Annotated in this window: 8 protein-coding genes; 6 read left to right on the forward strand and 2 right to left on the reverse strand. The window is 62.0% G+C overall.

All coding sequences use genetic code 11. The features are described 5' to 3' along the window. The first annotated feature begins 14 nt into the window (after positions 1–14). The gene (gene accC / locus NW848_RS13575; RefSeq protein ID WP_414511274.1) at positions 15–1,382 is read left to right on the forward strand and encodes an acetyl-CoA carboxylase biotin carboxylase subunit; all 1,368 of its coding nucleotides are present in this window, start codon (positions 15–17) and stop codon (positions 1,380–1,382) included. After that, positions 1,379–1,831, forward strand: a complete 453-nt coding sequence (nusB, locus tag NW848_RS13580; protein WP_414511275.1) for a transcription antitermination factor NusB — start codon at positions 1,379–1,381, stop codon at positions 1,829–1,831. The genes accC and nusB overlap by 4 nt, the downstream gene beginning before the upstream one ends. Positions 1,832–1,837: 6 nt before the next feature. On the opposite strand, the gene NW848_RS13585 is transcribed toward nusB, so the two are convergent. Beyond that, positions 1,838–3,181, reverse strand: coding sequence for a hypothetical protein (locus NW848_RS13585; RefSeq protein WP_414511276.1), 1,344 nt, complete (start codon positions 3,179–3,181; stop codon positions 1,838–1,840). Positions 3,182–3,287: 106 nt separating this feature from the next. Between NW848_RS13585 and NW848_RS13590 the strand changes: the two genes are divergently transcribed. After that, positions 3,288–5,876, forward strand: a complete 2,589-nt coding sequence (locus tag NW848_RS13590) for a VPS10 domain-containing protein (protein ID WP_414511277.1) — start codon at positions 3,288–3,290, stop codon at positions 5,874–5,876. Between the two features lies 1 nt (position 5,877). On the opposite strand, the gene NW848_RS13595 is transcribed toward NW848_RS13590, so the two are convergent. Beyond that, on the reverse strand, positions 5,878–7,866 hold the full coding sequence (locus NW848_RS13595; protein ID WP_414511278.1) for a DUF6785 family protein: 1,989 nt from the start codon (positions 7,864–7,866) through the stop codon (positions 5,878–5,880). Positions 7,867–8,189: 323 nt separating this feature from the next. On the opposite strand from NW848_RS13595, the gene NW848_RS13600 reads away from it, so the two are divergent. From NW848_RS13600 to NW848_RS13610, 3 genes are read left to right on the forward strand one after another with little or no spacing between them, the layout of a single operon-like run. Next, a complete protein-coding gene (locus NW848_RS13600) occupies positions 8,190–9,041 on the forward strand; it encodes an RNA polymerase sigma factor (RefSeq protein WP_414511279.1) in 852 nt (283 codons plus the stop codon). Between the two features lie 38 nt (positions 9,042–9,079). Then, positions 9,080–10,408: a hypothetical protein gene (locus NW848_RS13605; protein WP_414511280.1), complete on the forward strand. Its 1,329-nt coding sequence runs from the start codon at positions 9,080–9,082 to the stop codon at positions 10,406–10,408. A gap of 30 nt (positions 10,409–10,438) precedes the next feature. Beyond that, positions 10,439–11,998 carry a hypothetical protein gene (locus NW848_RS13610; protein WP_414511281.1) on the forward strand — a complete coding sequence of 520 codons (1,560 nt, stop codon included), beginning with the start codon at positions 10,439–10,441 and terminating at the stop codon, positions 11,996–11,998. Positions 11,999–12,005: the final 7 nt, after the last annotated feature.

Below are 12,005 nucleotides of genomic sequence, written 5' to 3' on the forward strand. Positions count from 1 at the left end.
CAATACCCCTTGCTGTGTTCCGCAAGATCCTGATTGCCAATCGCGGCGAGATTGCCGTGCGGGTGATTCGCGCGTGCAAAGAGCTGGGCGTCCAGAGCGTAGCGGTCTATTCGGAGGCAGACCGCGACGCGCTGCATGTGCAGCTGGCAGACGAGGCAGTTTGCATCGGCGCGCCGTCCAGCACGGAGAGCTACCTCAACATCCCGCACATCCTGATGGCGGCGCACATCACAGGCGCGGAAGCAATTCACCCTGGCTACGGCTACCTCTCTGAGCGCGCGAGTTTTGCCGAGGCGTGCGCGGCGCAGGGGATTAAGTTCATCGGTCCCACGCCCGACGCGATTCGCCAGATGGGCGACAAGTCGCTGGCGCGCGCGATTGCCCACCGTGCAGGCGCGCCCGTGTTGCCAGGTACGGAACGCGCGCTGCAGAGCGAGGACGAGGCAGTCGCTGCCGCGCGCGGAGTCGGCTTTCCCCTACTGATTAAGGCGGCGGCGGGCGGGGGCGGGCGCGGCATTCGGCGCGTGATGAGCGAGGACGACCTGCTGCCCGCGCTGCGCATCGCCCAATCGGAGGCGCAAGCCGCCTTCGGCTCGCCAGAAGTCTATTTGGAGAAATATATCCCCGAACCGCGCCACATCGAGGTGCAAATCCTCGCCGACGAACACGGCAAAGTGCTGCACCTGTTCGAGCGCGAGTGTTCCATCCAGAACCCGCGCCACCAGAAGATGGTCGAGGAAGCCCCCGCGCCAAGCCTGCGCCCCGAAACGCGCCGCGCGCTCGGCGACGCGGCGGTCAAGGTCGCCCAAGCCGTCGGCTACCAGAACGCAGGCACGATTGAGTTCCTCGTGGACGCCGACGAGAACTTCTACTTTATCGAGATGAACACGCGCCTGCAGGTGGAGCATCCCGTGACGGAAGCCATCACGGGCATCGACATCGTGCAGTGGCAGATTCGCATCGCGGCGGGCGAGCCGCTACCGTTCGAGCAAGGCGACATCGCCATCAGCGGGCACGCGATTGAGGCGCGGCTGACCGCCGAAATCCCTGAGCAAGACTTCACGCCGTCCACAGGACGCCTGAGCGAGTGGACACCGCCAGGAGGTCCGGGCGTGCGCGTCGACAGTCACCTCTACACGGGCTACAGCATCCCGCCGTATTACGACCCGCTGCTGGCGAAGATTATCGTCCATGCGCCCACGCGCGAGCAGGCAGTGGCGCGTTTGCAGCGCGCCCTGCACGAGACGCGCATCGCAGGCGTGCAGACCTGTCGCGACTTCCTGCTGCGGATTGCGCACACTGACGAGTTTCGGGCGGGCACGGTCTCGACTCCGTTCGTGCCGCGCTTGCTCAAGGGCGGAGTCGCAGGAGGCGTGCGATGAACGGCAAACCGACGGGCAGACGCGCCGTGCGCGAATGGGCATTACGTGCCCTCTACCAGATAGACCTCGGCGGCAAGCCCGCCGACGAAGCCATCGAGGAGGTGCTGAGCGTCGCCGCGCTGGAGCCTGACGACGCCAACGCCGTGCGCGAACTGGTGCTGGGCGCCACCCGCACGCAACTCACCGAGTTAGACCCGCTGATTCAGCAGTACGCCCGCGGCTGGACGATTGACCGCATGGCAGTGATTGACCGCAACCTCCTGCGCCTTGCACTCTATGAGTTGCGCCACTGCCCCGAACAGCCATTCAAGGTGGTTATCAATGACGCGATTGAGCTGGCGAAAAAATACAGCACCGCCGAGTCGGGGCGGTTCGTGAACGGCATCTTGGGCGCAATTGTGCGCCAGATGTACCCTGACGCGGCGGGCGAACCGCGCGAACCAGAGTAGTCGCGCCTACGCAACCTGCAAGGCGCGCCCCAAGAGCAACTCGAACATCGCCCGATTGAGTTCTGCGCCGCGTAGTCCCGCGCCCACCAGTTTCCAGTAGCCCGCGACGCGCGGCAGCTCCGACTCGCGGTACAGGTGCAGTGGGGGCAGGGTCGTGTCGGCGAATAGGCGCAACCCCAGCGCCTCGGCGCGCAGGCAGAAATGGCGGTCTTCGCCTGCATGGAGGCTACCGCGCAGCTCGCTGAAACGGACGCCCGCCTCAATCGCGCGACGCGCAATCAGCGTGCATGCGCCCAGCCCGCTCACGCGGTAAATGCCAGGATAGAACGCCAACGCGCTCAGGAACGCCTCCGTGCGTCGCACCTGCTCGGCGTGTTCCAGCGTCTGACCGCGCCGCACGCGGTAGAGGGTGTAGTGATCTGCATACCACACATTCGGCAGGGGCGGCTTGTCATGCGACCAGACCGTCCAGAAGACCTGCGAGAGGATGTCGCGCTGGCAGCCCGCCATTCGGCGTAGCGTCTGGGGATGCAGCACGAGGTCGCTGTCCACCAAGAGGGCGTAGTCGTAGCCGTGCTGGAGGGCGGCGTGCAGGGTGCCGTCTTTGATTGCCGCCAATCGCCATACAAGGCTCTCCGTCCAGTGGTGGTGGGTCTCTGTGCGTCGGTACGGCTCGGCGACGGGTATGCGCACGCGATACACAGGCGCGTTTACCTGCCTCGCAAATGCGTTTAGCATCTGCGACGCCTGCGGGTCGTCGTTGTTGTCCACAAACAGATAGGCGACCTCCAGTCCTGTGGCGTCCAGCCGTTGCAGCCCCTCCAGAAAGTGCTGCAGGATGACGGGCTTCTGGCGCACGGGCGAAGCGATAAGCACGCGCGGGCGCGTTTCAGGCGGCAACTGCGCCTCACGGTCGCGCACGGCGACGACCACCACGCCATCGTCAGGCTCTTCCGTAATCTCGTGGTGCGCCTGATAGCCCAGCGACTGCCAGTCCACTGTCTGCGCCGCATGCCAGGGGGCAAGAATCAGTTCCCAACGCGCTGTGACGCCCCGAACCGCCTTCAGCGTCGCCTCGATCGGCTGGGACGGCTCGACAATCGCGACGACGCAGTCGCACTGGAACCCGCTGGGCAACGCAGCAAGATACCGCTGTCCACAGGCAGCAAGCTCCTGATTGGGGCTGCCTGTCGTTAGCCCAAACACCGTGCTGTAGGGCATAAAGTATTGCAGGTACTGCGCCGTTGCGCCGTCGGCGGCGTGCAAATCCAGTACTGTGCGCGTCTGGTGCAACGGGAACGGCATGTTCTCCAACGCGAGTCGCGCCAGCCGAAGCCTGTAGTTGCTCATGGGGCTAATTATCGGTTTAGCGAAGGGGAATCCGCGAATGGAAAGTGAGCGATTTCGCGGTGGGCTTGCGTGTGTGCGCTCACTCGGTTTGGTGTATAATTCGCTTATGCGCTCGTTGTGGTTCACAGGGCTGCTCGCGATGCTCTTCGCAAGCGCAGCCCAGGAGGTCAGCACAGGCGCGGCGTCTGCCGATACTCGCAACTCAGCGACGGAATCGCCCGTTATCGCAGAACCGCCCTACTACTCGCTCAAGCAGCTTAAGCAGTGGCTGGAACGCGAAAAGCAGCGGGCACAAGCTCGCGTGAAGGCGTTGGAGGAGTCGGGCGCGCCGTTAGACCCCGCCACGCGCCGCAAACTGGAAGAGGGACCTGAATACGCGGAGGCGTTGTGGGACTACCTGTATGTGCGTGCCTATCCGAACGATTTTGTGGACTGGCTGGCGTACATTCGCGCGGCGGAACATCGCGACCAGATGGCAGGCGCGTTTTTCCCCGCGGCGGGACCGCGCTGGGAGTTCATCGGGCCGCGCAACGCGCTCCCGCCCTATCGCACCTACTTCGGCACGGCGGCGGTGTCAGGGCGCGTGAACGCCGTCGCCTACGACCCCGTCAACGAGAATGTCTACTACATGGGCGCGCCGCAGGGCGGGGTGTGGAAGACCACCGACGGCGGACTCACTTGGCAGCCGCTCACCGACCACTGGCAGTTCCTGCAGGTCGCCTGCATCGCCGTGCATCCGACGAACCCGAACATCCTCTATGTGGGCACGGGCGACTTTCAGGGTTGGATGCGCCCGTTTTCGCAGGGGATTATGCGCTCCACCGACGGCGGACAGACCTGGCAACAACTCGGCGCGACGGTGTTTCGCAACCTGTGCGTGTCGGACATCCTGATTGACCCTGAGAACCCGAACATTATCATCGCCTGCACGGGCTGGGGACCGTATCAAGGCGTCGCGGGCGATATTTGGCGCAGTACCGATGGCGGCGAGACTTGGACGCGCGTGAGCAATGTCAGCGCGATTTGGAGCGACCTCGCCGTCAGTGCGCGCAATCCCAGCACAGGCGTGCGCTACTACTACGCCGTTGGGCATGGCAACCCCGGACGACTGCTACGCTCCAGCGACCGCGGGCAGACTTGGACTGCCCTCTCGCCGCCTTTCGGTTTCGGCAACCACCGTTCACTGCGCGTCGCAACTTCGCCCATCAACCCCAACCGCGTGTATGTGATGTCGGGTGATCTCTCGCAGGTGTGGGTCAGCGCCAACGCGGGCAACACTTGGACAGCGATGAACCCCACGGTAGACGGCGGCTTCTACCAGGCGTGGTACGACGCAACGATGCATGTGTCGCATGACGGCGCAGGCAACGATGTGCTGTATCTGGGGCTGGTAGACCTCGTGCAGTGGACACAAGCCCGCGGCTGGCGCTCCATCGGACTGGCGTTTACCAATCAGGCGAACATCCATGTGGACATCCACAGCATGGCAATCAACCCGCGCAATCCGAACGAGCTGCTGGTCGGCACGGACGGCGGCGTCTATCGGCTGACCTACACACCCAGCACAGGCGCGGTTAGCAGCGTCGGCTTGAACGCAACGCTGGGCATCACGCAGTTCTACGCCGCGGCGTTCCACCCGACCGACCCGAACCGTGTAATGGGCGGCGCACAAGACAACGCCACCCCGCGCGCGAACGGCAATTTGAACGCTTGGCGATGCATCATCGGCGGCGATGGCGGCTACTGCGCCTTCAACCCTATTAATCCGAACATCCAATACGGTAGCTATCAGTACCTCAACATCCTGCGTACCACCAACAACTGGAGCAATGCGTCCAACATTACGCCGAACTATGGCGATGACTTCGTGGCGTTCATCGCGCCGCTGACCCTTCACCCTGCGCAACCGAACTGGCTGCTGGCAGGTACGAACTACCTGTGGCGCTGGAACGAGAACACCCGCACTTGGGACGCACGGCTGGGCAACCAGATGCTCACGAACGGTAGGCTCCGCGCGATTGCAGGCGCACCCAATGACGCGAATGTGATTTACACCGGCGGCGACGACGGACAGGTCTGGATGACGACCAACGGTGGCGCGAGTTGGCGACAGATTAACGCGAATCTGCCGAATCGCTCCATTAGCGACATCGCCGTCCACCCGACGAACCCCTACAAGGTCTATGTCGTGCTGGGCGGCACAGGCACGCCCCATGTGTACCGCTGCGACAACACGCTGGCGAACACGCCTGTGTGGGTCAACATAAGCGGGTCAGGGCTGACAGGGCTGCCCGATGTGCATACGAACTCGATTGCGCTCGATCCCGCCGCGCCCGATACCGTAATTTATGTGGGCAACGATGTCGGCTTTTTCTACACGCTGGACGGCGGCGCGACTTGGCGCAACGGCACGCAGCCGCTGGGGCTGCCGAATGTGCAGGTCAACACCGTGCGCGTTGTGCCCGCCACAGGCTACCTGATGGCGGCGACCTACGGGCGCGGGATGTGGCGCATCCGCCTACCGCTTACGCCCACAGGCGATGTGAACGGCGACGGTTGCGTGGACGACAGCGACCTCCTACTCGTGCTGTTCGCCTTCGGCGCGAACAACGCGCAGGCAGACCTCAACCGCGACGGCGTCGTGGACGACAGCGACCTGTTGCTGGTGCTGTTCAACTTCGGCAACGGGTGCTAAACTACTGGTTCCAGCCCAAGTGCCCGTTGATGGAGATGGTGTAGACCGCCTGACCCGTAATCAGGTGGTACACCGCCAGCGGCATATCGATGGCGAACTCGCCCAAGATGACGCCAATCGCTACCGCGCGCAACTTCTCGTACCCCGTCAAGCCGAAGTAGCGGTTCACGAACAGCTTAATCAGCAGCACAATCCCCAGCCCGAACCACACATAGTCGATGCCGAAGTTCATCGACAAGGCGTAGCCCGCGGGGTGGATGGGGAAGCCAGGGATGCGGTAGCGGATGAAGTCCAGCAACAGCACGAAGCTGAACGCGCCCGTGAAGAAGGCGATTGCCGTAACATTCGGCGGGTAGCGGTTGTCGGCAAGCTGCGTAATCACGCCCGCCATGCTGCCGCCCCAATCGCCTGCGCCGTCCCGATAATAACGATTGATGCTAAACACCTCGCCCAGAAAGATGCCCAGCAGAATCGCCGCCGCTATCACGAAAAAGAGCGCACGCTGATTGAGCCGCGCCAGCTCGCCCATCTTCATCGCCTCCAGCTGATACGGCATCGGGTGCGTGCGGTGCAGACGGTTCATGAAGTGGAAGGTGGTCATCAGCTTCGCGATTGTCGACTCGGTCAGGTTCTGCGTGCCTGTGAAGGCAATCATCAGCTGGTGCGGTCCCATGAACGCCATCTCGTGGATGGGCGCGCCGAGCTGCGCCCGCAGGCGCGTCACCACCACGCTGAACGCCATAAACAGCGCGACATAAATCGTCACCAGCCACCACGGCAGCCCGACGGCAACGCCCAGCCCGATCAGCCCCGCCAAACTGAGTATCAGCCCAATGAACGCCGCGCGCGCCGAGAGCGCGTAGCCCGCTTCGGGGTTCTCGCCCGTCTTAATCTCGCGCCAGACCTCCTTCAGGTAGCCCCGCGAAGCGTAAATCACGCTCACAAACAACCCCAGAAACGCGCCCCACGACTGCTCGCTGAAGTACGGCGGCTGCGGCACCAAGTAGCCCCCGCCGAACACGCCCTGCTCATAGCCCATCGCTGCTGTAATCACCTGCATCCCCTTGCGCACAAAGTAAAACAGCACGCTGGAAAACAGCAAATCGTTCGGCACAAACACCCCAATCGCCGCCATGTAAGGAAATAGCCCCACCGGAATCCACCCCACCTGATTCCACGGCGGCGAAGTGAAATAATCGTTCAGCGCAGCGAGGAAGCGCACATTGATGCGCGGAATCCACGGAAAAAACACATGCAACCCGTTGATAACGCCAATGCTGAAGGTCACGAGGAACGCGCCCCACAGGTAGCGACTGCGCCACAGCGGGGACTGCGGCTGGCACAGCAGCATCGGTACCTGAATAATTGGGAACGCCAGTCGCTCCTGCTGCGTCCACAGACGGCGCATCAGCGTGTTGATACAGAGCATCGCCAGCGCTGCGAAACCAAACAGCCCCATCCAGCCCAGAAAAATCGGCAGCCACACCCTTAGTTTGGTCAGCGCGTACGGGAATTTGTAGCCGCCGATACCGTACTCGCGAATCGGCTCCGCTTCCGTGTGGAACAGCCACGGAACCAGGTGGGGAAGTACGCGGTTGCGGTAGGTCTCGCTGTTCTCGGCGTACAGCCCGAACGAGTGCCACAGCGGGACGCACACATTCATCCACTCCGCTGCCATCGCCGTGCCCACGAACAGAATCGTGAAAATCACGACCAGGTCGGGCGTCTCCAGCAGCCAGCGACGGAAAATCAGCCGCCCGATGGCATTCAGCAACGCGACGACCATCAGCGTCGCCACAGGCGGAATCATGAGCGAGAAAATCACGCTCAGCACAATCTCCACCGCCCAGTAGGTGGTGAATGGCAGCAGGGCAAACCCAACGATTAGCCCGCGCAGGCGCAGACCGCGCGCCCGCTCAATCGTCGGCGTACTGAGTAGCCCGTCGGGCTGCGCTTGCGCAGGCTCCTGCACCACAGGCTTGATGGACATACGGCATACGATTTCTGTGGGCTGGGCGCGTTTCCTGCTACCCAAGCGCCCGCCCCTAAACCCGTCACAAACCGCAAGCAAAAGTTGTAGATTAAGGCGGAGGAACTCGCATGGCAGGGTGCAACCGCAGATACATGCAGGGAATTTTGTGGCACGCAGGTGGGTTTCACCCCCCGAACCGGACAAGCGCAACGCCGCCTACGCAAGCGGTACCCAGTGTATTCGGTGGACAGTTATGCGCCAACCAATTCGGTGGACTGGGCGGTTACCACATCATTTCGAGGTATAATAGGCTACCAGCAAAGCGGAGCGCGGAGAAAACTGTGAGCGTTAGTGCGTGGGATGAGATCCAGCGGCTCGTGGAAAGGGTGCTGGAAGCGGAATGCGCAGGCGAAACGGGAGGCGAATCGGAAGCGGAGCGCGACCGCCTCATCGATCTGTTGCGCCCGCAGGTCAGATACATGATGTCTACACTCACGCGCGACCAGAGTTTGGTCGACGATCTGGTTCAAGAGACGCTCCTCCATCTTTGGGGTCGACTGCCTCAATACAACCCGAAGATTGCGCCTTTCAAGCACTGGGCAGGGCGTGTGGTCATCAACTATGCGTACAACATGCTGGAACGCCACACGCGCATTACACGCCACGAGGTACGCGAATCGGAATGGTTGGAACCTGACGCCGACGGAGAGGCGACAACGCTCTTTGAGTGGACAGCGTCCCCCGACGCCGACCCTACCGACCAAATCAGCGAGCGCGAACGACTGGAGATGATTCTTGCCTGCGCCCGCGACGCGCTAAGCAACGAAGAGTACCTCGTCTGGCTCGAGCAGGTGGTGAACAATTCTTCGTATCGTCAGATTGCCGCGCTGCTGGATCGCAGCGAAAATTGGGCGCGTCAGACCATGCTCCGCGCGCGGCAAAAAGTCGCCGCCGCGATTATCTTGCACCCCAACATCGTGGGCGAAGAAGAAATCCGCGCCGCCATCGCGCGATGCATGCAGTCCGAAGAGCCGCTCACCCAAGCCGAGCTTGCGCTGCTGCAGGAAACTTTACAGCACGACGGCAGTCGAAAACCTCCAGGCTGGCGACAACTGAACCTGTTCCGCCAAGCATGCGTTAAAATCCTTGCACACTTGTTAGGATGCCTTCTCCTAATTCTTAGCAGTCTGTAGGCAGCAAAGAGGTGATAACCATGAAAAGCCCGACGCAGATGAGACGGATTACAATAGACAGGACGCCCGTGGAGCGTCAACTGAAGCAGCGCCTGCGCCACGCGCCTATCGGCAAGTGCCTCACCTTCGAACAGTTTCTGGAGGTGGCGAAGCGGGGGCGACGCGCCGCAGGCTATTACGAGCTGATGACCCACATCATTTCGTGTCCTGCGTGTCGACGCGCCTACTTGGAACTGCGCGTGATTCTCCAAGCGCAGCGTCCCAGCCTCGTCCGCTGGCTCAGCCGCCTCACAACCCCACGCCTGCCCCAGTGGACGCTGGCAACGGGGTTTGCGGGAGTGGTCTTCGCGTTCGCGGTGTGGGCGCTGTACCCAAAGCCCGAGAGCAATACGCTTCTCGCTTCGAACCCGCCCGCGCCGAAGGTGCATTCAGGCGCGCAGAGCAACGCTCCTACTACGCCCCCAAACTCCCAAATTGCCCAATTACCACAGAATCCAACGGTCCCTAAACAGGAGAAAAATCAGCGCGTTGACTCCGAACAAAAGCCTAAGTCAGGGATCGGAACTTCTACCCCCAAAAGAGCGGGGAATGGCGGAAGAGTCGTAATCGCTAAGAAGCAGCCCTCTCAAAACGGCGGAAACGGTTCTCAATCGCAGGTTCCCCAGACGAAGCAGGGGCGTTCCGACAGAACCCAGATTGCGCAGAAAGAACCAGGGACACCCTCGACACAGCCTTCTTCGGGGATAGCGAAGGTGCGAGGCTCGCCCCTCGAGCAGGAGCTGGCATCCGTCGGGCGACTCCTTTCACAGGGGGCGGAGTCATTGAGCCGTACCCTCGCCTCGCTGGCGCAGGGCAGAGCGGTGCGCGGCGGGCGCAGCGCGCGAGGCGTCCAGCAAATCCCTGTTCTTCGACCTGACCTGAGCGAGACCGCCCTGTTGGAGGAGACGACCGTGACCCTCCAGTGGGAGTCTGTGGAGGGCGCAACCAGATACATGGTTGTCCTGCACCGACGCGACACGGGCGAGACGCTTCTGGAAGAAGAGTTGCCCGAAACGCAGACCCTGTTCCAACTCCGTTCTCTTGCGTCTGGGGGCGAGTACGAACTGATACTTAGCGCGCCGCGCGGCGAACGCGCTACACTCAAAACCGAGATTCGATTCCGCATAATGTCCGAGAAACAGCGCGAGGAATTGCGCTGGGCACGCCAAAACGCCTCCAAAGCGCCTTTAGTGGCAGGTCTACTCCTCCACCAGCTGGAACGCTACCGCGAAGCCATTGATGCGCTGCAACGCGCCCAGCAACTCTATCCTGACGACGAGGCAATCTCGCGCGCTTTGCAAAACCTGCGCGCCCGCACACGACAGTAATCTCCGCAACGACCCCAGGAGGTGAACACGATGAAATCGCGTGAGTGGAGCGAAATTAACCGACAATGCTTGGAAATCTTTGCATTAGAACGCGCGGCTCGCGAAGGCATTGGCGCCATGGAGGCGTCGCTGCCTGCCGCCTACGAGCGGCTCAACACGGCACTGCGTCCCGTCGTGTTAGAGATGGTGCGCATGTTGATTCAAGACGGGCATGAAGCGGAGCGGCTCACCAACGCCTTCCTCGAGCGGCTCCCACTGATTCTACCGATTCACGCAGACACCGAGTTCGCGTGCGAGCATTGGATGGGGGCTGTGCTTATCGAATTCGTTTACCATGCTGCCTCCCTGCCGCGCGAGTCGCTGCATGAACACGAAGCGCGCCTGCTGCAAGAACTTGCAGCGATGCAGCCGCGTCAACCGCTCAGCGCAGAAGAGCGCGAACTGATTGACCGCGTGCGTCAAGCGCTGTCCCCAGACGAGTTCCTTGCATGGTACGATTATGTGGTTAACGGCTACGCACCCACCGAGATCGCCGCGCTCCATCGAGAGCCTGTGTCGACCGTAGAGGAGACTCTTCAACGCGCACGGCGTAAACTGTGGGAGGCAACCACTGTCGACGCGACGCTTCGGACGCGCGTGGATGTGCTTGGACAGCGATTGACTTGGCTGGGCACGCCGAGAGCGTATCCGCACAGTAGCGTTGCCCATAGCGTCGCCGACGATGGAACCGTCGTAGGCGTCGCTTTTAGCGAAGAGTACCGCTATAGCGACACCCGCGGCAACTACCCCGTCTACATTGCGTGCGCGTTCCGATGGCAACCCTATCAGTTTGAAACCTTGGGCGAGTTAGGCGAGAACTGCCAGCCGCGCTGCCTCACGAATGGAGACGGCAGCGCCGTGTTCGTCTCAAGCACTGCATGCTCGCTCCGTTGGACACTGGAGCACGGGGTACAGCGCGACCTCAAGAACGGATACATCCACGCAGTGAACGCCGATGGCAAGGTGTTGGTAGGCGAACAGGACGGTCGCGCCGTACAGTGGAACCACGACGCCGTTGAAGTTCTCGCGCAGGATAACCCCAGCGCCGCCTATGGCGTCTCCGCCGACGGCAAGTATATCGTGGGGCATATCCGTCATCAGGCGGTACGCTGGGATGTTTCGGGCGCGATTCAGCGATTAGGCACACTGGAAGGTGGACAAAGCGAGGCGCGCGCCGTTTCGCACGACGGGACTGTGGTCGTGGGCAAAAGCGACGGACGCGCCTTCCGATGGACGCCCAACGAAGGGATGTGCGCCCTCCGCCAAGCAGACGAAGACATCAGCCAAGCCCATAGCGTCTCCTACGATGGCACGCGCATCGTCGGCGAAGCATTGGACGAACAGAGCGGTCTCTGCGCCTTTCTCTGGACACCAGAAGATGGGATGCAGGATCTCAATGTGCTCTTCGCGCACCTCCGCGCGACGGGCGAAGTGTTGGAGCGCGCCTACGCCATCTCGCCCAACGGACGCTACATCGTCGGCGAAGGCTACTGCCCAGAAACCGACAGACGCGAAGCGTTCGTCCTCGACTTGGGCGAGTTCTCATACTAGCCTGAAG

The sequence above is a fragment of the Synechococcus sp. RC10A2 genome (assembly GCF_047502605.1).

Bases quoted from the DNA above. Each gene is read 5' to 3' on its own strand.
- nusB (WP_414511275.1), top strand. From the start codon at position 1,379: ATGAACGGCAAACCGACGGGCAGACGCGCCGTGCGCGAATGGGCATTA.
- NW848_RS13585 (WP_414511276.1), bottom strand. From the start codon at position 3,181: ATGAGCAACTACAGGCTTCGGCTGGCGCGACTCGCGTTGGAGAACATG.
- NW848_RS13590 (WP_414511277.1), top strand. From the start codon at position 3,288: ATGCGCTCGTTGTGGTTCACAGGGCTGCTCGCGATGCTCTTCGCAAGC.
- NW848_RS13595 (WP_414511278.1), bottom strand. From the start codon at position 7,866: ATGTCCATCAAGCCTGTGGTGCAGGAGCCTGCGCAAGCGCAGCCCGAC.
- NW848_RS13605 (WP_414511280.1), top strand. From the start codon at position 9,080: ATGAGACGGATTACAATAGACAGGACGCCCGTGGAGCGTCAACTGAAG.
- NW848_RS13610 (WP_414511281.1), top strand. From the start codon at position 10,439: ATGAAATCGCGTGAGTGGAGCGAAATTAACCGACAATGCTTGGAAATC.